Raw genomic sequence first — 22,750 nt, 5'->3', positions numbered from 1 at the left:
CGGTGCCGGTCGCGTAGCGTTCTCGCCATGGGCGTCGTGCGGGTCACTGCGATGGCGCCCGGGTCTGTCGAGTACCTGCTCCACGGGTGTGACTCGCGCCCCGAGCAGGGCCACGAGCGCGGTTCGGAACAGGGTGTCGAGAACGGCGGCGACGGCCTGCAGCGCACCCCCGGAGCGGCCGAGTATCTGACCTCTGCGGCCGAGCGCGGCGAGCCCGACGGCGTCTGGTTCGGCGCCGGGATCGAGGCACTCGGGCTGCCATTCGAGGCCGGCGCCACGGCGACCGCAGATGACGTTCGGGCGGTGTTCGGGCAGCTGCGCTACCCCGAGCACGTACTTGCTGGGTCGACGGAGAAGACGCCGGTCTACCTCGGCTCGAAGCCGCGGAAGTTCCGCACAGCAGCCCAGATCGTGGCCGACGCGCTCAAGGAGGAACCGACCGCGTCGGCGGAGCGGCGTTTCGAGATCGAGACGTCGGCCGACCGGAACACACGGACTCCGACGGCCTACTACGACGTGACGTTCTCGCCGGTGAAGTCGGTGTCGATGTACTACACGGCGTTGCTTGCCGCGGGCGACTCCGACGGCGCGGAGACGGTCCGCTGGGCGCACGACGAGGCGGTGCGGATCGCTCTGTCGTCGGTGCAGTCCGACGTGGCGTATGTCCGCTCTGGCCGCCACGAGGGGCGGGGCCCGTCGGGGCGGACAGTGGGTCAGTGGGAGGCGGCCACGGGGCTGGCCGCCGTGGTCTACGGGCACCACACCAACCGCGACGGCGAGCCGCAGCTGCACTCCCACGCCGGGGTGCTGAACCGTGCCGCGACCGCGGATGGGCGTGTGCTGGCCCTGGATGGGCAGGCGTTCCGGCCGGTCAAGGAGGCGCTGTCGGCGGCCTACACGCGGGCCTATCAGCAGCTGCTGACCGAGCGGATGGGGGTGCTGTTCCAGCAGCGGCCTGACGGGCTGGCTCGGGAGATCGCCGGTTTCGACGCGGAACTGCTGGCGCAGGCGAGTACCCGGACTTTGGAGCGTGTCCGCCCGGCGGTTGCGGAGCTGGTGGAGGCCTACACGGCCCGGCACGGGCGGGCGCCGGGGCCGCGGGCGCGGCGGGCGTTGGTGGAGCAGGCGGTCAAGGGCACCCGTGAGCCGAAGCGGGGGCTGGCCGGTCCGGCCGCGGTCCTGGCGTGGACGACCGGACAGCCGGGGCGGGCGTCCAGGCTCGCGGCCGCACTGGACGCGGTCGACGAGGTGGTGATGGCCGCGGCGGCCAACGGCACCCATCCGGTGTCCGCGCGTGGTGGCCAGGAGCTGGTCACCGACGGACGCGAGGCGGCGCTGGAGGTCCTGGCGGTCATCGGCGCCGGCCGGGCGGTGTCCGGTCAGGACATGCCTGTCGGTGAGGGTGCGGCCACGCTCGCGGGGGCGGTGGCCATCGCGATCGAGGTCGGAGTGGCCGATGTCCAGAGCCGGTATGCGACGTGGACGGTCGGGAACCTGACCGCGGCCATCGACGACCACCTCGGTGACCACGCGGCCGCGCTCGGGGTCACCGCGGCCGCCCGTCCGGCGTTCATGGCCACCCTGACCGAAGCGGTGCTGGGCGCGCCCGGCCAGTTCGGGATCGTGCAGGTCTCCGCGGCCGACCCGGTGCCGGTACCGGACGAGCTGCGACGTCTCGGCGCCGGCGGCGACGGTCGGTCGATGTTCCGTGCCCACATCGACGAGCGCTACGCGACCACCGCGGCGGTCACCGCCGAGGAGCGGCTGCTGGGCTACAGCCGCACCGACGGCCTCACCCCGCTTCCGGCCGCGCGGGTCGTCGAACTCGGTGAGGTGCTCGGCGCTCAGAAGTTGTCTACTGATCAGGCTGCGGTGATTGCTGGGGTGCTGGGGTCCGGGCGGACAGTGGACGTGCTGGTCGGGCCGGCGGGCACCGGGAAGTCGCACACCGTCGGCGTCCTGGCGGCTGTGTGGGCGGGTGAGCACGGTGGGCGGGTGCAGGGCTTGGCGACGGCGGAGATGGCCGCGCGGAACCTGGCCGGGCTTGGCCTGGAGGGGATGAACACCGCGCAGTGGCGGCAGCGGTTCGTGCCCGACCCGACCACCGGTGAGGTTCGTGATCGGCTGCTCGCCGGGGATCTGGTGGTCGTTGACGAGGCGGGAATGAGTACCACCGCCGAGCTGGTCGAGATCTGTGACGCCGCTGCGGCGGCTGGGGCCAAGGTGCTGCTGGTCGGCGATCACCACCAGCTCCAGCCGGTCGGCGCGGGCGGCATATTCGCTCACCTCGCCGGCCAGACCGGTGCTCTGGAGCTGGACACCGTGCACCGATTCACGCACGCCTGGGAGGCCGAGGCGTCACTGCAGCTGCGCGCAGGCGACGTTGCAGCGGTTGCCGCCTACGCCGACCGCGGGCGGCTGCGCACGGGGACGCTGGAGGAGATGAGCGAGCACGCCGTGCGCGGGCACCTGGCCGACATGCTCGACGGCAAGGATGCCCTGCTCATCGTCGGAACCAACCGGACAGCAGCGGAGATGTCGCAGCAGGTCCGCCGGACCCTGGTCGGGCTGGGGCGGGTCTCCCCCGACGCTCTTGCCACGGTGACTGTCGGTGGCGTGGAGAACGACATCGGGGTCGGAGACCTGATCCAGGCCACGCGCAACGACCGGCGACTGCGCGTGGATCCTGCACCGGACGGGAGTGTCGGTGAAGTCCTGAACAAGGAGCGCTACACCGTCATCGGCCTCAGCCCCGACGGCGCGGTGCTGGCTCGAGACCAGCGCGGCGCGGTCGCGCACCTGACCCCCGAGTACGTGGCGAAGCACGTCATTCTTGGCTACGCCGTCACGTCCTACGCCTCTCAGGGGCTGACCGTCGACGTGGGGCGGACGCTCCTCGACCGCGACGCGACGCGCGGATCGGCGTACGTGCCGAGTAGCCGCGGGCGAGAGAACAACCTGATCTACATGGTCATCGAGCAGGCCCCGGACGGGCACGACCAGCGGCGCATCGAGGACACACCAGCTCAGCGGCTCACCGACATCCTGTCCCGCAGCGACGTTGCGGAAGCGGCGCTGACCGTGCGGGAGGTCGCCGAGTACGACACTGCCTCGTTCCAGACTCTGGGTGCCCTGATCAACCAGGTCAGCATGCGGGCCTCCGGCGGCCGCAACGCCGACATCCTCACGGAACTGCTCACCGAGGAGCAGATGGAACGCCTGCAGGATGAGGACGCCTACGGACGCATGTTGGCCGCCGTCTACGGCGCTGAACTCGACGGACACGACCCGCGGGCACTGCTCACCGCGGCCGTGCAACGCCGCGGGTTCGACGACGCCGAGTCCATCGCGAAGGTGCTGCACTGGCGCGTCGGAGAGCTCACCGCTGAGCGCGAACCGGATAGCGGAACTGTCGAGCCGGAGCACGGCTGGACCGCGGTCGCCGACACCCTGGCTCCTGGCCCCGTCCGCGACTACCTCCACCAGCTCGGTGAACTGGCCGCTGACCGGCAGAGCGCGCTCGGAACCGAGATCGCTCTTGACATGCCGCAGTGGGCGCTCGACCGGCTCCCGGACGTCCCCGTCCAGGACGACGTCGAGGCCCGCCACGAATGGGAGCAGCGGGCCGGCGTGGTCGCTGCGTACCGGGAGTACCGAGGCATCCCCAAGTACCAGTCCTCGCTCGGGCAGGCGCCCCCGACTCAGCAGCCCTTCGCCTACGCGCTGTGGCGCGAGGCCACCGAAGCCCTCGACCCCGACCCGACCTCGCTGGCCTGGCAGCACAAGACCGACAGCGAGCTCTACCAGGCCCGCGAGTCCTGGGCGCTCGCGCTGTATCACGCCGATGAACACGGGCCCCGCGCCGTCGGTGAGGATCTGGCCGCCACCCAGCGGCTGGCCACCGAGATCAGCGACGACGCTGTGCTCACCGCAGCCGAGGCAGACGTGACCGCCGACGGTCCCGACCGAGACGAGTTGGTCGCGGCCGCCGACCGCTATCGCGCCCTCGCGCAGGCGTACACCGCTCATGCGGCCGCCATGTCCGAGGAGTACGAGGCCCGGCAGCAGTGGTGGGACGAGGTTGCCCCGCTGCGCGAGGCCGACCAGGCTGCGGCCGGGGAACTGGAACGACGCCAGCTTCCCGCCTGGCGCGACACCCCGACACCGGCGGCCGGGGAACAACTCACCCTGCCCACCGACGTCCTGGAGTCCGCCGGGGCCGCAGAGCCCGGGAGCAGCCCATCCGCCACGCAGCCGAGTGCCGAGCATGAGGGCCCGGGCGCGAACTCGGAGACAGCGCCGGGCGCGGACCTTGGACACCGCGGCGACTCTCCTGCGGTCGAACCGGACGTGCAGGAGCCGCGCGCGAGCGCAACACCCGAGGCCGCCCAGGAGCCCTCCGCAGACAACGGTGCCCGCCACAGCGGCGAGCGCGACTCGGGAGCGGCACGCGACGCAGTCGATGATCTACGCCGCGTGACCCGCGAGTCGCAGCTCCGAGAGCTGCATCAGCTGGCCCGTGTCCAGCACGACCAGCACCACCAGGACCGCGCCTTCGATAGTGGCTATGCCGAACGGGCCCATCGCGACCAGCTCGCCATCGAGAACGAACGCCACCAGCACCAGAGTGGCCAGGCTGAGCAGATCCACGAACAGGGCCATGAGCACGGCGCGGAATACGGCCCCTACGACACCGATCACGGCTACGACGACTAACTCCGCAGCCCCTCCGGCGGCCCGACGAGAAGCCAGGAGTCTCCGCGCAAGTGGGCGGAGGCCTACCCCACGGGGATGTCTCAGAACCCGCGGCAGTCTACCCGGGCGATACTTCCCGACGCGGTGGAACGGGGGCGGTTGCCGCGCGGACGGGGCTCCGTTCAGCGAGACCGCGGTGAAACCGCCGCGTCACCGAGCAACTCGGCGTACCGCTCCATCAGCGACGGCGGCGACGGCTCGGGCTCGGTCTCCCGCCGCTCCAGCTCCGCGCGCAGGAAAACCGCCCGCTCCGCAGCAACACGCAGGCTCTCCTCGTCGGCCACGACCCGCACTCCCTGGACATCCCACGGCCCGGGACACACACCACGTACAGCCGAAGGATCGACGTGCTCGTGCCACGGCGGATCCACGATCTCCTCGATCGTGGCCGTCGGACCTGGATCGCCCCACGTGACACCGAACTCGCGCTCCGCGAGCTCTCGGACATCAGCGTTGTGGAAACTGTGGGCAAGGCCGAAGACACCCTGCTCGATCTGGGATACAGAGACAGGGAGCCGCTCCCCCGTGGCCAGCACACACGCTGTCGACCCGATATAGACGTGACAGTGCCACCGCGCCGCGTCGATCCCCGGCACCGCAGCCTCCACCACCGCGGCCAACTCCAGACGCGCCGGTCGCCCGACATCGGGGCTCGCCGGATCCGTCGCGTAGCCACACGCCTCCTGCACCCGACGCAGAACCTGATCCTGCACCAGCTGCGTGTAGGCACTCCCCCACGCCGTCACGTCCTCATCCAAACCAGCTGTGGCCATGCCGTCCAGCAGCGCCGAGAGCGACAGCGGGATGCGGAACTGGACCTCGTGCGCGTCGAACGGCGGAGAGGCTAGGGAATCGCTGACGTCGAAGAGCGGCGCCGGGGCGACATGTGTATCGCCAAAACGGCCCCGAATCATCGCCGGCTCCTTCCCACGTGCAACTGCAACTACTCAGTGACCTGCCCGCGATCCTAGTGCAGGTGCAACCTCCAGTCGCCTGAATCTGTCGTACCTACGCCCCGCCCGCCTCGAGCCTCAGGGTCGCGTCCGCGGAGGCGGTTCATCGGTGGATGGCGGCGAAGCGGCCGTTACCCGGTATACGCCTACGGTCGGCCGCAGCGTGGGCTCGATAGTTGTCCGGTCTTCGTCTCCAGTGAGGCGCGCCAACCGCCTGCTGCCAGTCCGCTGCTGTCCAGACCGGCTCAGGCGTATACCGGGTATACGCCTGAGCGCTCTGATGGCGGTGTTCCTGGCGGTCTCGGCGCCCATCGAGTTGGGCCTGACGACGAGTCCGCTGGCTGGTTGCGGACCAGGTTGCGCAGGGTCGCCCTTGGCGGCCGTATACCCGGTATACACCCACCGCTGTGAGTCTCCGGACGATGTCGGGCCTGCGCGAGTGGCGGCTGAATCTGTCGTACCTACGCCCCGCCCGCCTCGAGCCTTAGGGTCACGTCCGCGGAGGCGCTTCGTCGGTGGATGGCGGCGAAGCGGCCGTATACCCGGTAGGCGCCTACGGTCGGGCGCAGCATGGACACGATGGTTCTCCGATCAGTCTCAGGGGAGGTGAACCAGCCACCGCGACAGCCAGTTGTTGACGAAGACCGGCTCAGGCGTATACCGGGTATACGCCTGAGTCTCCTGATGGCGGTGTGCCTGGCAAGGCGCCAGCCCTCGGCACGTCGCCCATCGAGGTGGGCCGGGCGAGGGCCTCGCGGTCTGGTTGCGCAGGGTTGGGTCTGGCAGGCGTATACCCGGTATACACGCATCGCTGTGATCCTCCGGGCGATGTAGCGCCTGCGCGAGTGACATCAATCCCGTTGTTCCTGTCCGGCGTGCCCTCGCAGCCTGACCACATGCAGTCGGTACAGTTCCGAGGTCCGCCCCAACTAGCCGATCGCAGGGGAACATGCGGGAAAGCTCCATGGTCGCGCGACCTAACGAGAACGGTGAGCAGGTACTGCTTGCCTACAGGCCCGTTCAGTTCACCCTCGACCAAACGGCGCGAGCGATGAACGCGGTCATCGACCCGCATCTTCGGAAGCTCAACGCTCGTTCACGAGTTGGACGCAGCAGAGTGCGTGAGGTTCTCCGCCTCATCGTCACGGACGGCTGGCCACCCGGTTTCAGCGCCGATCCCGACCGGGTCGCCTACTGGCGTGCCTGGCTCCTCAGTAACGGCATCTTCACCGACGACTCGCAGTGAGGTCGAATCCTGTCGTGCCCTCCAAGACTGCCCCGGCCCATGCAGCACTGACACTCCCCCGCATCACCGCCGTCCTCAATCAGAAGGGCGGCGTCGGAAAGACTGGCCTCACAGCCGGTGCCGGTGGCGCCCTGTGCGAGCGGGGTCGGCGGACTCTTCTCATCGACCTAGACCCACAGGGGCACCTCACAACCGAAGCTCTCGGGTTGAATGAGGCGGACCCGAGCAAGCCGAACCTGGCCGCCGCGCTGACCGGAGAGTTCCCAGGTCCCACCAGTGAGCTCGTCGTCAGGCACTCACAGTCTGCATCGGGCGGCTGTCTCGATGTCCTTCCGCACTGTGTGTCGATGTTCCTGGTGGTGCGCAAGCTGCACGCGGCCCGCTCCCCCGAACACCGGCTGACCCGCGTCCTTCAGCAACTCGCCGACATGTACGACCATGTGTTGATCGACTGCCCCCCGTCGCTCGACGTCCTAACCGACACTGCGCTCGTCGCAGCGGACGGGCTGCTGATTCCGGTGCAGCCGAGCAACACGTCGCTCCGAGCTCTTCGACTACTGATCGAGCAGGTCGCTGTCATCGAAGATGAACTGGAGCTTCCTCGACGGGAGCTTCACGGAATGGTGCCCGGGGTGTATCGACGTCCGTTGTCCGGGATCGCGCGCTACAAGATGGCGGAGCTCGAGGAGTACGGGGTCGGAGACGGTGACGTGCCGCCCTTGCCGATCCTGGCGCATCTGCCCTTGGCCGCGGCCGTCGAGGAAGCATGGCTTAGCGGGCAGACGCTGACCGACTATCAGCCCAGCGCGCCGATCGCCGACGCATACCGGCGCATCGCGCTGCACCTGGACCTCGCCGCCGGCCTCGCAGGGAGTGACGAGCTCGCAGCGTTGCCACCGTTGGAAACGGTCACCCCGGAGACAGCCACCATGAGTGCGGGGGAGAGGTAGACGTGGCGAAGAAGAAGGACTTCGGCGAGATGGAGCGCGGCCGGGTGGCCGGCCCCGGCGCAGCGATGGCACGCGATGCGATGCGAACCCGCCTCGCCACGCCGCCGAGCAAGCTGCCTCTTGATCAGCTCCAGGCGAACCCGTTGAACCCGCGCGACCACAGTCGCGACGAAGGCATCGAAGAGCTGGCAGAGACGATGCGTCGACACGGCCAGCTACAGCAAGCTCAGGTCATCGCGCGCGAGGACTTCCTGCGAGCTTTCCCCGACACAGCCGAAGAGCTGACCCCAGCGCCGTGGGTGGTCTTCATCGGAAACCGACGACTGTTGGCCGCTGGGCTAGCTGGTCTCGACACCCTCGATGTGCGAGCTCCTGAGGGGATCGGGACGCCGGAGGAAATCGAGAGTCGGGTACTGATCGAAAACTTGCAACGCTCCGATCTTCCGCTGCTCAAGGAGGCCGAGTTCCTCCAGCGACAGGTGAACCGTGGACAGAGCTTGCGCAAGCTAGCAGCCGAGATCGGGAAGTCGCTGGGCTACGTTCAGCAGCGGGTGGGGCTGCTACATCTGATCCCTGAGCTACAAGACCTCCTTCAGCAGGGGGAGCTGAGCTTCAAGAGCGCCAGAGGTCTGTATCCACTCACCGCGGAGGAACAGGCTGCTATCTATCGGAGCGGCCCGCCGTGGTCGATCGCCTCGGGCAATCCACAGAGCACCGGTGCGCCCGCGCAGGTCAGCGAGCCTGGCGGCGCAGCGGACAAGCCCACCGACTCGGACCAGCTGCGCGGCCGTGGAGAAGCCACGGCAGTCCCGCCGGGCGCCGAAGCGAAGACGCCGTCCCCCAGCGCAACCTCGCCGAGTCGTCGCTCCAGGGAACAGCCTGCTAAAGACGGAACAGCGGAGGGAGGCGCCAGCTCTGAGGGAGCAGAGAACGTGCGACTCGCTGCGCTCGCGAAGAGCGTCAGCATCGTGCTCGGGGAGGTCCAGCAAGCGAGATCCTCCGCAGGAGACGAGTCCGTCCTGCACACGTTGCGCGAAGTTGAGCAGCATATGGAGTCTGCCCTAGCGGGGCTGCGCGAGCTGTAGCCGCGATGGCCTTGCGCCTGTGCGATGGGCGAGGCGAGCAGTCGGCGCCGTATACCCGGTATACGCGCCTGCCGAGGGATGGCGCGTCGTGGCGGCTACGAGTTTGTGGACGGGCGACGGGCCGTCGCCCGTCACAGCGAGGCGTCGCATCACGGGATAACCAGGCTAGGATTATGACAGTATGCACGGAGTCGTACCGCCCCACGCCTTAGCTCCGCAGGTGGCCAGATCCGGTGGGTTTGACTCCGTCCGGTCACTTCGGCTGTCGTCGCTTCGACCTCCGATCAGCGATCATGCTCGGCAGCCGATAGCCGTAGCCTGCAGGGGCCGCGGTCGCCGGCCGCCGGGGTGAGTACAGCCCAGTTGTCGGGCTCGAGCCCCTCGGCGTAACTGGTAGTCCAGGGCTGTGCTCCAGAACCGGATCGTGCGCCCGACATCCTGGGAGAGGGGGCCGAGCAGGACCGAACCAATTTGCAGGGTCACGCCACGCAGGCTGGAGCGCTGCGCCCCGTCTGTCGAATCGGTCGACGCCCGGTCGGGCGAGGCGGGTGCGGGCGCGTTGACGCCCGTACGTGACAGCGCGACACGCTACCGCCACCGCAATGAGAGTGGCGCCGCGGCGGACGTCAGTGTCTCGGCACCCCATTTTCTGTTGAAGTCGCAGGTCAGAACGCTGTCAGCGCTCCACCTTAGCCCGCCTAGTTTCCACCGAAGGCCCCCGGCAAGGTCGCACCCTGGTCGCTTCCGCCCCGTGGATTGAGACCTACGATAATCTCCGGTTATCTGACCTATCCCGCGGCCGCGGGCGCAGGTCCATGTCCAGGGAAGGGGGCCGGATGAGTGTGGAGAAGGCCGTCGACGCCCGCCTGGGCACCGAACTGGGCCCGGTTGCGGGCGCCTCGACCGAGCCCGACACCCAGCCCGCCACCGAGCTCGATACCGCGGTGCTGGCCGGTGGGGTCGCGGCCGCCGCGGCCCGGGCGGCCTCCCTCGCCGCGCTGGCCGCCCGTGCCGACGCCCACGCGGTCGCCGCGCGGGCACCGAGCACCCGACACGCCTACGCCGGGGACTGGGCGCACTTCGCACGCTGGTGCACCGCCGCGGGGCTGGCTTCCCTACCGGCGGCGGTGGACACCGTGCGGCTATATCTGGCCGACCTCGAGGCCACCCGCACCCCGACCGGGCAGGCGGTGTTCTCGCCGGCCACGATGGGCCGGCGCCTGGCCGCGATCGCCGCCGCCCACCACGACGCCGGTCACTGGTCCCCGACCCGGGACCCGGCGGTCGGTTCGGTCCTGACCGGGATCAAACGGGCCCGCGCCCATACCAGGCACCAGATGCGCCCGCTGCTGCTCGACGACCTGCGCACCGTCCTGGCCGGGCTGGGGTTCGGGAGCTGGCCGGCCGGGCTGATCGCCGCCCGTGACGCCGCCGCACTACTGATCGGATTTGCTGGCGCCCTGCGCCGCAGCGAACTCGCCGCCCTCACCGCCGCCGACCTGGTGTTCCACCCGGTCGACGGGCTGCACGTGCACATCGCCAGGTCCAAGACCGACCAGACCGGCCGCGGCGCCACAGTGGTGCTGCCCTACGGCACCCGGGCCGGGACCTGCCCGCCCTGCGCGGTGCTGCGCTGGCTCCAGCTCCTCGCCGCCGCCTCGCACGGGCGCCCCGCCCTGATGCGCACTGTCCTCACAACCCCGGCCTGGCCCGACCTGGCCCACCTGTTCAGCCACCCCGGTCCCACCGACGCCACCGCCACCGCCGCCGTCGACACGTCCGCACCCGCCGAAGCCGCCACCGCACAGGCATCCCTGTCATTGCGTGCACCGGTGCCCGTGCTGGCCGGTGACGTGCCGCTGCTGCGGGCGATCCGCCGCAGCGGCACCCTGACCGACACCCCGCTGACCGGGGACGCGCTGCACGCCATGGTCCGCCGCCGCGCCCACGCCGCGGGCCTGCCGGGCCCGGTCGGGTTCCACTCGCTGCGCGCCGGGTTCGTCACCACCGCCCGCCGCAACGGCGCCGATCACCGCTCGGTGCGCCGCCAGACCCGCCACTCCAGCGACACCATGATCGAAACCTACGACCGCGACCACGCCCCACTGCTGGGCAACGCCGTCACACGGCTCGGGTTGTGAGCACCCGATGACCGCCGCCCCCGACACTGCTCGACCGATCGTCGATCACGCAGGCCCGGCGGTTCACGGGGAGCCATCGCGGGATGCCGCCGGGGCCGGCTACCGCCGGGAGTGGGTGTTGTTCTGCGACTACGCCACCGCCACCGGGCAGCCGGCACTGCCGACCACCGTGGCCACCCTGGTCGGGTTCTTCGCGGCGCTCCCGGCACGCCCGGCCACCCAGGTACGGCGGGTACGCGCGATCGCCGCCGCACACCGCTGGGCCGGGCACCTCCTGGCCCGCCCGCAGAACGGACCCGCGGCGCTACCGGGCGCGACACTCCGGCTCCGGGCAGCCCGCACCGGTGGAGTCGATCCGGTCGAGATGATCGCCGCCTGCGCCACCCGCGGCTGGCCGCACGGACTGCACGGCCGCCGCGACGCGTTCCTGATCGTCACCGCCCTGGTCCTGAACCTGCCGCAGGCCCGCGTCCGGGGGCTGGTTCCCGCCGAGGTCACTCTCGCCTCCGACGGGGTGCTGGTCGGTGCCCAGGCGGTGCCCGCCGAGGTCGACCCGCGGCGCTGCCCGGCCTGTGCGGTCGTGCGCTGGCTGGAGATCCTCGGTGTCCTCGACGGGCTCGGCCGCGGATCGGCTCGCATGGACCTCACCGGAGCCCACGCCGCCGCCACGACTGACCCGCACCGCCACGAGTGCCGGGGCCCGCAGCGGTGGCGCGCCGCCGCCACCCTGCTACCGGCCATCGACCGCCACGGCTGGCACGACGACTACCAACCCATCACCACCCGCACCATCCGCACCCGCCTCGCCCTCGCCGCCACCCGCGCAACACAACAGCACGAGCCGGCCACGCCGACCCCACACGCACCGGCGCTCGGCGCGGCCGCGCCTGCCACTGCAGGTCGGGAGACGCCGAGCCTCGAGGAGGCCCTCACCCTCCTCGACGACATCGCCGACGACGCCGACGCCCTCAACGACCGAATCCTCGCCCTACTCAACCAGGGACAACCAGTGACCACCGTAGCCCCTCATCGTCACCTTACTGTTGAGGCAACACGGTTCAGGCCCGTGGCAACACGCCCACGAGCGTCGAGGTGAAGGCGGCCCGGAGCGCACCACCCAGCTCCAGGTGGAGCACGCCCAGGGCGGGCTCCTCCGCATAGGCGGCGAGCAGGCTCGGCGGGGGCGGGACGAAGGCCGACAGGGCGCCCGCCGAGACGAGGCTCATCAGGCAGAACAGATGTGCATCGTCACCGAGCTCGGGCAGATGACGGCGCACGAGCTCGGACATCACCGCGAGCCTGGCGAGCGAGGCCCGCTTGTGTCGCTTGATCACCTCGACGGAGACGTTGTGCTCCAGAACGCCGGCCTGCGCGCCGAAGAGGTCGCACAGCACCACCCGGCGAGCCAGCGACCGGCTGAGGAGCTCGGCCAGCTGCTCGGCCCGTACGTCGGGTGCCGCACCCGGCTCGATGCCCGCGTCCAGCTCCTTCGCCAGTTCGTCGAGCCAGGTTCCCAGGAAGTCGTCCAGGAGCTCGAGCAGCACCGCCTCGCGCGACTCGAAGTACCGCAGGACGTTTGACTTGGCCAACCCCACCCGCCGGCTGAGCTCGTTGAGGCTCACCTCGGCCACGGGCATCTCGTCGAGCATCGCCGCCGCCGTGTCCAGGATCGTCCGGCGGCGGATCTCGCGTTGCTCGTCGTTGCGTGCTCGCTGGAACGTCACGCTGCGCAGCCTAGCTTAGAGACCGACGGTCCCTTGACAGGAGACCGGCGGTCTCTTATGGTCGGCGACACAACAGACCGGTGTTCTTTAAGGAGCGCGTCATGAGCGGCATCTGGACCGAGCAGCACATCCCCGACCAGCACGGCCGGGTGGCGATCGTGACCGGCGCCAACACCGGACTCGGCTTCGAGACCGCCCGAATGCTCGCCGAACGGGGGGCCGAGGTGGTGCTGGCCGTCCGCGACGTCGAGAAGGGCAAGCAGGCCGCCGGCCGCATCACCGGCGACGTCTCCGTCCAGGCTCTCGACCTGACCTCACTGGACTCGATCCGGTCCGCGGCGGCCGACGTGCGCGCCGCGCACCAGAGGATCGACCTGCTGATCAACAACGCCGGCGTGATGTACACCCCGAAGCGGACCACCGCCGACGGCTTCGAGCTGCAGTTTGGCACCAACCACCTCGGCCACTTCGCCCTCACCGGCCTGCTGCTGGATCGGCTGCTGCCCGTCCCCGGCTCCCGTGTCGTCACGGTCAGCAGTACCGGCCACCGTATCCGGGCCGCGATCCACCTGGACGACCTGCAGTGGGAGCGCTCGTACAGCCGCGCCGCCGCATACGGCCAGTCCAAACTCGCCAACCTGATGTTCACCTACGACCTGCAGCGCAGGCTCGCACCGCACGGCACCACCGTCGCGGTGGCCGCCCATCCCGGCGTCTCCGACACCGAGCTCACCCGCAACACACCCGCCGTGGTCCGGGCGCCCGTCTCCCTGCTCGCGCCGCTGCTCACCCAGAAGGCCGAGATGGGCGCCCTGCCCACCCTGCGCGCCGCCACCGACCCGGCCGTCCTCGGCGGCCAGTACTACGGCCCCGGCGGCCGGGGTGAGATCCGGGGCTACCCGAAGCCGGTCACCTCCAGTGGTGACTCCTACGACCAGGCCGTCCAGCAGCGCCTGTGGACCGTCTCCGAGGAGCTCACCGGGGTGACGTTCCCCCTGCGAGCCGACGGGACGGCCTCGGCCCGGCAGCTCGCCGGACACACCGGGGGACCGGTCCAGGGCTGAACCGGCCCGGCCGGGCGCTCAGCGGGTGGCCTCCAGCTGGTCCCGGAGGGCGTCCATGTCGACCAGCGACCAGATCTGGGCGATCCGGCCGTCGTCGTACCGGTAGCAGGCGTGCTCGACGAACGAGATCAGCGCCCGGGCCGCCGGCAGGCCCCGGAACGCGATCGGGGTGCAGTCGAAGCGGATGCGACAGGCGACCTCGTCACCGTCGACCACCAGCCTCTCGATCGCGTAGTGCAGATCCGGGATCTCCGCGGCGTCGCGGCGCAGGAGGTCCTGAACTCGGAGACCCCCAGCCGACGGTCGTTGTGGACCACCGGGTCGTGCACGAACTCGGCGAGATCGCCGAAGCGTTTCGCGTTGAGGCAGTCGAGGTAGCGGCGATAGCGGTCGCCGATGTGGTTCCCGTGCATGGCGGTCGACCTTCCCGGCGACCGCGGGCGGTGCGCCGACTCCTGGTACTGCGACGACATTCATCCGGAAGGCACACGATCTGCTCAGGTGAGCGTCACAGCGGCGTGCGCGAACACCAGACCGCCCCGGGCGGGCCCGGCCCACGCCGATCACGACGCGCTGGATCAAACCGGCCCGCCGGTCATCGTTCCCCCAGGCGGAGCCGAAAACACCGATCTTGAAACAGTCCCTGGCCCCGGGATGGGCGGACTTCGGGAGCGCGCCGAGGATGTTGGCGATCTTGTGGAACTTATGCCGACGTCGGCATAAGTTCCACAAGATCTGTAACAGCTTCCGCTACGCCTCCCGCAAGTACTGGGATCAGATCGCCAAGGATCTGCGCCCGTTTTACACCGCGGCGACCGAGGCCGCCGCCAAGGCGCGGATCGCCGAGTTCACCGAACGCTGGGGCGGGCAGTATCCGGCGATCATCGCGCTCTGGCAGAACGCGTGGTCGGAGTTCGTTCCGTTCCTCGACTACGTGCGACGTGGAGATCCGCAAGGTCATCTGCTTGACGAACGCGATCTGGGTCGCTCAACGCCCGCTACCGGCGGGCGGTCCGGGCCCGCGTTCACTTCCCGACCGAGCAGGCGGCGTTGAAATGCCTCTACCTGGTCACTCGCCCGCAGGACCCGACCGGGAAGGGACGGGCACGGTGGACGATGCGCTGGAAGCCAGCCTTGAACGCCTTCGCCATCGCGTTCGAGGGCCGTATCGTCCCGAACACCACCAACTAACGATCAACGCCAGATACGCCGTTGATCGGACAGACCCGGTCAATTTTCAACCGGGCGACAAGGGGGGTCAATTTTCGAGCGGCGTTGACATGCGGTCAGGTCGTGACGACGACCTTGACGTGTTCGCCTCTCGTTGCTGCTTCGAAGGCCTCGGCTACGTTGTCGAGGGTGAAGACCCCGGTCACGAAGTCGCTTGGGCGTACTTGTCCGCGCCGGATCATGTCGGTCGAGATCGCGTAGTCGGCGGGGAGGTAGGTCGCTGAGCCTTGGATGCGGATCTGCTGGTCCTGGACGATCGGGAGCGGGACGGTGACCGGGGCTGCGGGCACTCCGACGATCACGACGGTTCCGTTTTTCTGTGCCGCGGAGACGGCGGTGTCGACGGTCGGTTGGACAGCCACGCAGTCGAATACCACGTCGGCGCTTTCGCCGAGTTCGGTGCGGATCGCGGTGGCTACGTCGGGGCCGGCCGCGTCGACGGCTGCGTCGGCGCCGAGTTCGAGCGCTGTGCGTCGCTTGCTCTCGAGTACGTCGGTGACGACGATCCGTCCGGCTCCGGCTCGGCGTGCCGCGGCCAGGGTCATCAGGCCAATCGTTCCGGCGCCGAGGATCGCGACGGCTGCGCCGGGCTGCATGCCGCTGATCCGTACGGCGTGCACCGGGGTCGCGAGGGGCTCGATGAGGACTGCCTGGTCGTCGTCGAATTCCTCGGGCACCACGTGGAGCCGATTCGCCGGCACGGTGAACCAGTCGGCCATCCCGCCTTGATGGTGGACACATCCGAAGAAGCGAAGGTTCTCGCAGAGGTTCTCCTCGCCGCGCTGGCACTGCTTGCAACGCCAGCAGGGGAGCGTGGGCTCGACCACGACTCTGAGTCCTGGGGTGACGGGGACGCTGTCCCGGGTCGTCACCGGGGCGTCAGGATCGCCGAGGGCAGCAACGATACCGACGACTTCGTGGCCGGGGGCGTAGGGGAGGTCGATGAACGGGTGCCGGCCGTGGGCGGCGTGTACATCGGACCCGCACACGCCGATGCGTGAGGAACGGATGAGCACTTCTCCGGGGGCCGGGTTGGGCACCGGGCTGTTCTCGACGCGGACCTGGTGATCGGTGCCGACGTGGACGCTGCGCATCGTGGTGGGGATCTCGGTCATGATGCTCCTTAGGATGAGAACTGTATCGGTCCGGTCAGAGCCGTTCGCCGGTGTCCGGGTGGAACAGGTGCAGGCCCTCGACGGCGGGTGTGAGCACGATCCGGTCCCCGCGACGGGCACCGGCGCGCCCGCCGGTGCGCACGACCACGGCGTCCTCGCGCGAGCCGTTCAGCACGGCGGTCTCAGCCAGGTCCGCGGACGACGCGGCCAGCGTCCCGTGCAGATAGGCGTCGCTGCCCAGCTCCTCGACCACGTCGACCCGGGCGGGGATACCGTCGCTGCCCGGGGCCCCCACGGTCCATCGGTCGGGGCGCAGACCCACGATCACGGTGGTGAGCTGCTGGGCTTCGATGGTGGAGCGGACCTCGTGTGGCAGCGCGATCTCGTACCCGGCCAGCGTCGTGCCGCGTTCGGTGACCGGCAGGGTGAACAGGTTCATGGCGGGGGAGCCGATGAACCCGGCGACGAACGCGTTCTGCGGCCGGTCGTACAGGTCGGCCGGGGTGGCGAACTGCTGGAGCTTGCCGTCGGCGAGCAGCGCGACCCGGTCGCCCATCGTCATGGCCTCGACCTGGTCGTGGGTGACGTAGACGGTGGTGACGCCGAGGCGCCGCTGCAGCGAGGCGATCTCGGTACGGGTCGAGACCCGCATCTTGGCGTCGAGGTTCGACAGCGGCTCGTCCATGAGGAACACCCGCGGCTCCCGGACGATCGCCCGGCCCATCGCGACCCGCTGGCGCTGACCACCGGACAGCGCCTTGGGCCTGCGGTCGAGGTAGTCGGTCAGCCCGAGGATCTCGGCGGCCTCCTTGACCTTCTGCGCACGGGCCGACTTCTCCACCCCGGCCATCTTCAGCGGGAACGCCATGTTCTCGCCGACGGACTTGTTCGGGTAGAGCGCGTAGTTCTGGAAGACCATCGCGATGTCGCGGTCGCGCGAGGGCACACCGACCATGTTCTCGCCGTCGATGCGGATGGAGCCGCCGTCGATGTCCTCGAGTCCGGCGAGCATCCGCAGCGCCGTCGACTTCCCGGAACCCGACGGCCCGACCAGGACGACGAACTCGCCGTCCTCGATGGTCAGGTCCAGCCGGTCGACCGCGGGCTTGGAACCCGGGGTGTAGATCCGGCTCGCCTGGTCGAACACGACGTCAGCCACGGCGGGCCTCCTTCTCGATGGTGATCACGTGCCGGCGGCTCATGCTGCGGCTCACTTGACGGCGCCGAAGGACAGGCCCTGGACCAGCTTGTTCTGGGCGATCCAGCCGGCGATGACGACGGGCAGCGCGGCCACGGTCGCGGCGGCACAGAGGCTGGCGAAGTACAGGCCCTCGGAGGTGATGAACCCGACCAGGTAGACCGGCACGGTCGCCGCCCGCGACGCGGTGAGGTTCACCGCGAAGAAGAACTCGTTCCAGGCGAAGATCATGCAGATCAGCGCGGTCGCCGCCATCCCGGGGGAGATGATCGGCAGGACGACCTCGCGCAGCGAGCGCCACAGCGAGGCGCCGTCCATGCTCGCCGCCTCCAGGAGCTCCTTCGGGACCTCCAGGAAGAACGACCGCATCATCCAGACCGCGATCGGCAGGTTCATCGCGGTGTAGAGCACGATGAGGGTCCAGATGTTGTCGAGCGCGCCCATGTAGTTCACGACGACGTAGATCGGCACGATCGCGGCGACGACCGGCAGCATCTTCGTGGAGATGAAGAAGAACAGGACGTCCTGCGTCTTCTTCACCGGGCGCAGCGACAGCGCGAACGCGGCCGGGGTGCCGAGCACCAGCACCAGCAGCGTGGACACGACGGTCGCGAACACGGAGTTCAGCAGGTACGGGCCGACCCCGCCGGAGAAGACCTCGGCGAAGTTGTCCAGCGTCGGGGCGAAGAAGACCGTCGGCGGGACCGTGTAGGCCTGCGCCTCGGTCTTGAACGCGGTCATGACCATCCACAGCACCGGGAAGAAGAACCCGATGCCGACGATCCAGGCCAGCACCGTCAGCAGCGCACCGGTGCCCCGGCCCTTCCCCGGGCGGGCCGGGCTCGTCGGCGGTGCCGAGGTGGTCTTGTCGGCGACGGCGGTCATCACGCCTCCTCGGCGGCGGAGAAGCTGCGGAAGATCAGGCGCAGGGCCAGGGTGGCGATGATGATCGTCGCGACCACGGTGACCACGCCCATCGCGGCGGACTCGCCGATGTCGAAGCCCAGGAACGCCCGCTGGTAGATGTAGAAGGGCAGGTTCGCCGACGCCGTGCCGGGCCCGCCCTGGGTCATCATGTAGATCGTGTCGAACGTGTTGACCAGGTAGATCGCCCCGAGCACCACGCCCAGCTCGATGAAGCGGCGCAGGTGCGGCAGCGTCACCTCGCGGAACACGGCGAAGCCGGTGGCGCCGTCCATCCGGGCGGCCTCCAGGACCTCCGGCGGCTGCGAGCCGAGCCCGGCGAGGATCAGCAGCATCATGAACGGCGTCCACTGCCAGACCAGCGCGATGATCACCGCGGTCCGCGGGAACGTCGACACCCAGTCCGTCTGGCCGGCGCCGAACGGGCCGAGCACGAAGTTGACCAGGCCGTAGGTCGGGTCGAACAGCACCGTCTTCCACAGCAGCGCGCCGGCCACCGGGGTGATCAGGAACGGCGTGATGATCAGGGTCCGGACGATGCCGCGGCCGACGAACGCCCGGTTCAGCAGCAGCGCGATCGCCAGGCCCAGGACCATCGCGACCGCGACCGCGCCCAGGGTGAGCAGCACCGAGTTGAGTGCGACGCCCCGGAACTGCGAGTCGGTGAAGACGGTCACGTAGTTGTCGAAGCCGACGAACTGCTGGCTGCCCGGGTTGACCAGGTTCCAGGACTGCAGTGAGTACCAGATGGTCACCAGGAACGGCAGCTGCGTGACGATGATGGTGAAGATCAGCGCGGGCAGCAGCGGCGCCCGGCGGATCCAGCCATCGGTACGCGAGCCGGGGCCGGCGGTTGGCCGAGACAGTGTCGGGGGCTTCGGGCGTGCGGCCGTTGTCGTCACTGGCCTTCTCCGGCTCGCTGGTAGCTGTCCCCGACGGTCTGGGCGTACTGCTGGGCCTGCTCGAGGGCCTCGTCGGTGCTCTGCTGGCCGGCGACGGCCGCCGAGATCTGCTGGCTGACCCGGGTGCCGAGGTCCTGCCACTCGGGGATCGAGAGGAACTGCAGCCCGACATAGGGCGCGGGATCACGGGTGGGGTGGTTCTGGTCGGTCCGGCTGATCGCGTCCAGGGACTTCTGCGCGAACGCCTCCGACGCCTGCAGGTACTGCGGGGTCTCATAGAGCGAGCGGCGACTGCCCGGGGGGACCTGCGACCAGCCCAGCTCGTTTCCGACGAGCTGCTGGTAGGGCTTCGACGTCATCCAGGACAGGAACTTCCATGTGGCGTCGAGCTGCTCGGGGCCCTTGTCCGCGGTGGTCTGCGGGATTCCGAGCGACCAGGTGTAGAGCCAGTCCGAGGGCCGGCCTGCTGCGCCGGTCGGGGCCGGGGCGTAGCCGACCTGGCCGACCACACGCGACTCATCGGGGTTCTCCACGGTGTTCGCAGCGCTGGTCGCGTCGTACCACATTGCCGTGTTGCCCTGGCTGAACTGGGTCGCGCACTCGGAGAACCCGGATACCGCGCCGCCCGGCTGGCCGTAGTCGCGCAGCAGGTCGACGTAGAAGCCGAAGGCCTGGCGAACCTCGGGGGAGGTCAGCTGCGCATTCCAGTTCTCGTCATACCAGCGGCCGCCGAAGGAGTTGACCACGGTGTTCATCGGGCCGAGGCCCTCGCCCCAGCCGGGCTTGCCGCGCAGACAGATCCCGGCCAGATTGCGCTCACGGTCGGTCAGCTGCTGCGCGAAGTAGGCGATCTGTTCCCAGGTCGGCTGCGCCGGCATCGTCAGCCCGGCCTGCTCGAACAGGTCCGTGCGGTACATCAGGAACGACGACTCGCCGTAGAACGGTACCGAGTACAGGTGCCCGTTCGGGCCCGAGAGGGCATCGCGCACGGAGGGGATGAAGTCGTCCTGATCGTAGCCCGGCGTTTGCGCGATCAACGGATCGAGGTCGACCAGCCAGCCGTTCTCCGCCCACTGGGGCGTCTCGTAGTTCGAGATCATGACCGCGTCGAACTCGTCGCCACCGGTGGCGACCGAGGCGGTGATCTTCGCGCGCGCCTCGTTCTCCGAGAGGCTGACGAACCGCAGCTTGATGCCCGGATTCTCCGCCTCGAAGCGGGGGCTTAGAGGTCGCGCGGATTGATGGATGATCATGGGCGGCGGTGTGGTCGGCTGTCCCAGCGGTGCGTGGTCCAGGCCTGCCGGATCAGGCTACGGAGTGTGATGATGGTGTCGGCGAGGTCGAAGAACGCGTCGACGACGGTTTCGCGGCGTTCGTAGCAGCGCTGCAGCCGGTTGAAGCTGTTGTGCCAGGCGTTGGTGCGCTCGATGTGCCAGCGTTGGGTGGCCTGGATCGGTGCTTTCTCGCCCTTGCGCGCGATCTCGCTGTGCAGGCCCCGTTCGGTGAGTGTGTCGCGGGTCTTACCGGAGTCATAGCCGGCGTCGAGGTGCACGGTGATGTCGTCGGGCAGCGGGCCGAGAGCGTCGAGGTGGTCGAGAGTGGGGCCCAGTAGCGGGGAGTCGTGGCGGTGTGCCCCGGCCAGGACCCGGCCCAGTGGGATGCCATGGCCCTCGACGAGCACCGATCGCTTCATGCCCTGTTTACGCCGGTCAACCGGTGACGGTCCGGCGACCTCACCGCCGCCGGGGGCCTTGGTGATGGCGCCGTCGACGGCAACGTCGTCAAGCAGCAGGCCGACGATGCGGTCGTAGGCGTCCAGGGCGATCCGGCGTAGCTGGGCGAAGACCCCGAGCCGGATCCACTCGTCACGGCGATCGCGGATGGTGGTCGCCGAGCAGGTGCTGTCGGAGACGCCCTGATACGGGCAGCCGAACCGCAGCACCTGCAGGAGCTTGTCGAACACGACCCGATCCGCGATCCGGCGGCGGTGACAGCCCCACGGATGAGTGGGATCGAACTCGACCCGGGGCGGCAGCAGCGCGGCGAACTGGTCCCACAACGGCTCGGTCAACCATGATGGCAGGGCGGGCACGCGGCCTCCAGACGATCACGAAGAGTCAACAACTTCATGATCGACAGGCCCGTGCCCGCCCCTCACCATCGACACCCGGCCGCGACCCAGCTGTGATCAATCCGCGCGACCTCTTAGTCGGATCGCGTCCTGCATCTGGGGGTTGGAGACGATCGCGATCGTCACCACGCGGGCGTCGGCGGGAAGACCGAGTGTCCCGGCACCGGCGCACCCGGAGAGCACGAGTGCGAGCACCGCGACCAGGGCGATGATCGGACCGGCCCGATGCACAGAGCGGGACGAGGGGCCTGGAACAAGCACAGGAATCCTCCACGGTGAGGAAGAGCCGGTCGATCGGCGACGGAGTATGACGCCGGTGTCATCGTCGACCCATGACACCGGTGACGTCAAGACTTGGTTGAACGAACGGCCAGGGTCGAACCCGGCGCCGCGCCGCAAGTTCTGTCAAGGTCAGCCGTCGACGACGGCCTCGAGCTCACGCAGGCGCGGCAGCGCACGGCTGGTCAGGAGCTTCTCCCGGACCTCGGTCGAGATCGACAGGCTGTCCTTCCACAGCGACCGTCCCGCCATCGCGCCCCGCGCCCCGTTGGCCACGGCCGTGGCCACCTGCCCGACGAAGGTCTCGTGGTCGACCCCGGCCGAGAGCACCGCCCACGGCACACCGCCGGTGGCCTCGGTCACCACTGCGCAGGCCTCGGCCGAGCCCGGATACTGCAGCTTGAGAACCTTCGCGCCGCAGTCGACGGCGAGCTTGGCGCCGTCGGCGACCAGCGTCGGAAACGCGGCGGCGTAGTCGTGCTCGGACTCCTCGTCGAGCCGGTAGGTCAGCAGCTCGACGATCAGCAGCAGACCCTCCTCGGAGCACTCGCGCACCACGTCGCGGATCTGCTCGGCGACATCGGAGTCCGGTCCCTGCTTGTCGGGGCGGGTGTAGAACAGCATCTTCGCGACATCACCGCCGAGCTCGCGGACCCGACGTGCGGTGACACCCGGTACGAACTGGGTGTAGCGCAGGCCCTCGTCGGTCCGGAATCCTGACGCGTCCATCCCGACCACGAGCGCGGTGTCGCGGGCCAGGACACCGTCGTCGACGACGCCCGGCAGGGCGACCTCGGGGTCGAGCAGGATCGCCGGAGCCTGGTTGGCGAGGAACCGGACGAGGTCGGCCTTCGCGTCGGCGAGTTCCTCGCGGCTGATGTTCTCCGTGCCGTGTGGGGCGTCGGTCATGACCGCCTTCATCCCGTTGCGCTGGTCGGCGGCGACGATCAGCATGCGCCCGCCCGGGGTGGAGATGGTGGATAGGCCGCGGCGCTCCGGTGTGCTCAGGTCGTTCACAGAGGATCCTCCTGGTCTGGTGGTCGAGTGGGTCGT

At 69.5% G+C, this 22,750-nt stretch carries 18 protein-coding genes and 1 pseudogene; 8 read left to right on the top strand and 11 right to left on the bottom strand.

Annotated features, from left to right (window positions below; all coding sequences use genetic code 11):
• Positions 1 to 27 precede the first annotated feature (27 nt).
• Positions 28 to 4,716, top strand: coding sequence for a MobF family relaxase (mobF, locus tag Ae717Ps2_RS31005; protein ID WP_075334566.1), 4,689 nt, complete (start codon positions 28 to 30; stop codon positions 4,714 to 4,716).
• Between the two features lie 161 nt (positions 4,717 to 4,877).
• On the opposite strand, the gene Ae717Ps2_RS31000 is transcribed toward mobF, so the two are convergent.
• The gene (locus Ae717Ps2_RS31000; RefSeq protein WP_075334565.1) at positions 4,878 to 5,669 is read right to left on the bottom strand and encodes a hypothetical protein; all 792 of its coding nucleotides are present in this window, start codon (positions 5,667 to 5,669) and stop codon (positions 4,878 to 4,880) included.
• 1,003 nt (positions 5,670 to 6,672) lie between these two features.
• Between Ae717Ps2_RS31000 and Ae717Ps2_RS36715 the strand changes: the two genes are divergently transcribed.
• The 5 genes from Ae717Ps2_RS36715 to Ae717Ps2_RS36710 all read left to right on the top strand — a co-directional run bounded on the left by Ae717Ps2_RS36715 (position 6,673) and on the right by Ae717Ps2_RS36710 (position 12,226).
• Positions 6,673 to 6,954 carry a hypothetical protein gene (locus Ae717Ps2_RS36715; protein WP_143510714.1) on the top strand — a complete coding sequence of 94 codons (282 nt, stop codon included), beginning with the start codon at positions 6,673 to 6,675 and terminating at the stop codon, positions 6,952 to 6,954.
• Entirely contained in the window at positions 6,951 to 7,904 is a 954-nt protein-coding gene (locus Ae717Ps2_RS30995; RefSeq protein WP_083702665.1) for a ParA family protein, read from the top strand. Before Ae717Ps2_RS36715 ends, Ae717Ps2_RS30995 begins: the two co-directional genes overlap by 4 nt.
• A gap of 2 nt (positions 7,905 to 7,906) precedes the next feature.
• Complete coding sequence (locus Ae717Ps2_RS30990) at positions 7,907 to 8,989, top strand: ParB/RepB/Spo0J family partition protein (protein WP_075334563.1); 1,083 nt, start codon at positions 7,907 to 7,909, stop codon at positions 8,987 to 8,989.
• An 836-nt stretch (positions 8,990 to 9,825) separates the two neighbouring features.
• Positions 9,826 to 11,130 (top strand): tyrosine-type recombinase/integrase, encoded by a 1,305-nt coding sequence (locus Ae717Ps2_RS30985; RefSeq protein WP_143510712.1) that lies wholly within the window; start codon positions 9,826 to 9,828, stop codon positions 11,128 to 11,130.
• 115 nt (positions 11,131 to 11,245) lie between these two features.
• Positions 11,246 to 12,226 carry a hypothetical protein gene (locus Ae717Ps2_RS36710; RefSeq protein WP_143510710.1) on the top strand — a complete coding sequence of 327 codons (981 nt, stop codon included), beginning with the start codon at positions 11,246 to 11,248 and terminating at the stop codon, positions 12,224 to 12,226.
• On the opposite strand, the gene Ae717Ps2_RS30975 is transcribed toward Ae717Ps2_RS36710, so the two are convergent.
• On the bottom strand, positions 12,189 to 12,854 hold the full coding sequence (locus Ae717Ps2_RS30975) for a TetR/AcrR family transcriptional regulator (protein WP_075334561.1): 666 nt from the start codon (positions 12,852 to 12,854) through the stop codon (positions 12,189 to 12,191). The genes Ae717Ps2_RS36710 and Ae717Ps2_RS30975 overlap by 38 nt on opposite strands.
• A 101-nt stretch (positions 12,855 to 12,955) precedes the next feature.
• On the opposite strand from Ae717Ps2_RS30975, the gene Ae717Ps2_RS30970 reads away from it, so the two are divergent.
• The gene (locus Ae717Ps2_RS30970; RefSeq protein ID WP_083702661.1) at positions 12,956 to 13,918 is read left to right on the top strand and encodes an SDR family NAD(P)-dependent oxidoreductase; all 963 of its coding nucleotides are present in this window, start codon (positions 12,956 to 12,958) and stop codon (positions 13,916 to 13,918) included.
• A gap of 18 nt (positions 13,919 to 13,936) precedes the next feature.
• Here Ae717Ps2_RS30970 and Ae717Ps2_RS30965 read toward each other — a convergent pair whose 3' ends face one another.
• Positions 13,937 to 14,395, bottom strand: coding sequence for an ester cyclase (locus tag Ae717Ps2_RS30965; protein ID WP_083702660.1), 459 nt, complete (start codon positions 14,393 to 14,395; stop codon positions 13,937 to 13,939).
• A 250-nt stretch (positions 14,396 to 14,645) separates the two neighbouring features.
• Here Ae717Ps2_RS30965 and Ae717Ps2_RS30960 point away from each other — a divergent pair.
• A pseudogene (locus Ae717Ps2_RS30960) lies at positions 14,646 to 15,109 on the top strand (transposase); the annotation flags it as partial.
• Between the two features lie 95 nt (positions 15,110 to 15,204).
• Here the strand turns inward: Ae717Ps2_RS30960 and Ae717Ps2_RS30955 are convergent.
• From Ae717Ps2_RS30955 to Ae717Ps2_RS30925, 8 genes are all read right to left on the bottom strand, one after another.
• A complete protein-coding gene (locus Ae717Ps2_RS30955) occupies positions 15,205 to 16,263 on the bottom strand; it encodes a zinc-binding dehydrogenase (RefSeq protein WP_075334560.1) in 1,059 nt (352 codons plus the stop codon).
• A 34-nt stretch (positions 16,264 to 16,297) separates the two neighbouring features.
• Entirely contained in the window at positions 16,298 to 17,422 is a 1,125-nt protein-coding gene (locus Ae717Ps2_RS30950) for an ABC transporter ATP-binding protein (RefSeq protein ID WP_075334559.1), read from the bottom strand.
• A 51-nt stretch (positions 17,423 to 17,473) separates the two neighbouring features.
• Positions 17,474 to 18,346 (bottom strand): carbohydrate ABC transporter permease, encoded by an 873-nt coding sequence (locus Ae717Ps2_RS30945; RefSeq protein ID WP_033200371.1) that lies wholly within the window; start codon positions 18,344 to 18,346, stop codon positions 17,474 to 17,476.
• On the bottom strand, positions 18,346 to 19,287 hold the full coding sequence (locus Ae717Ps2_RS30940) for a carbohydrate ABC transporter permease (protein ID WP_369804891.1): 942 nt from the start codon (positions 19,285 to 19,287) through the stop codon (positions 18,346 to 18,348). The genes Ae717Ps2_RS30945 and Ae717Ps2_RS30940 overlap by 1 nt, the downstream gene beginning before the upstream one ends.
• The gene (locus Ae717Ps2_RS30935; RefSeq protein ID WP_075334558.1) at positions 19,284 to 20,540 is read right to left on the bottom strand and encodes a sugar ABC transporter substrate-binding protein; all 1,257 of its coding nucleotides are present in this window, start codon (positions 20,538 to 20,540) and stop codon (positions 19,284 to 19,286) included. Before Ae717Ps2_RS30935 ends, Ae717Ps2_RS30940 begins: the two co-directional genes overlap by 4 nt.
• The gene (locus tag Ae717Ps2_RS30930) at positions 20,537 to 21,379 is read right to left on the bottom strand and encodes an IS5 family transposase (protein ID WP_075329730.1); all 843 of its coding nucleotides are present in this window, start codon (positions 21,377 to 21,379) and stop codon (positions 20,537 to 20,539) included. The genes Ae717Ps2_RS30935 and Ae717Ps2_RS30930 overlap by 4 nt, the downstream gene beginning before the upstream one ends.
• 96 nt (positions 21,380 to 21,475) lie before the next feature.
• Complete coding sequence (locus Ae717Ps2_RS37595) at positions 21,476 to 21,649, bottom strand: hypothetical protein (protein ID WP_158071586.1); 174 nt, start codon at positions 21,647 to 21,649, stop codon at positions 21,476 to 21,478.
• A gap of 180 nt (positions 21,650 to 21,829) precedes the next feature.
• Positions 21,830 to 22,714, bottom strand: coding sequence for a tagatose-bisphosphate aldolase (locus tag Ae717Ps2_RS30925; RefSeq protein WP_075334557.1), 885 nt, complete (start codon positions 22,712 to 22,714; stop codon positions 21,830 to 21,832).
• Positions 22,715 to 22,750 lie beyond the last annotated feature (36 nt).

This window comes from Pseudonocardia sp. Ae717_Ps2, from assembly GCF_001932475.1.
Taxonomy (GTDB): Bacteria; Actinomycetota; Actinomycetes; order Mycobacteriales; family Pseudonocardiaceae; genus Pseudonocardia.
Note: the sequence above shows the minus strand (reverse complement) of the source record. Positions and strands in the feature narration are given on the sequence as shown.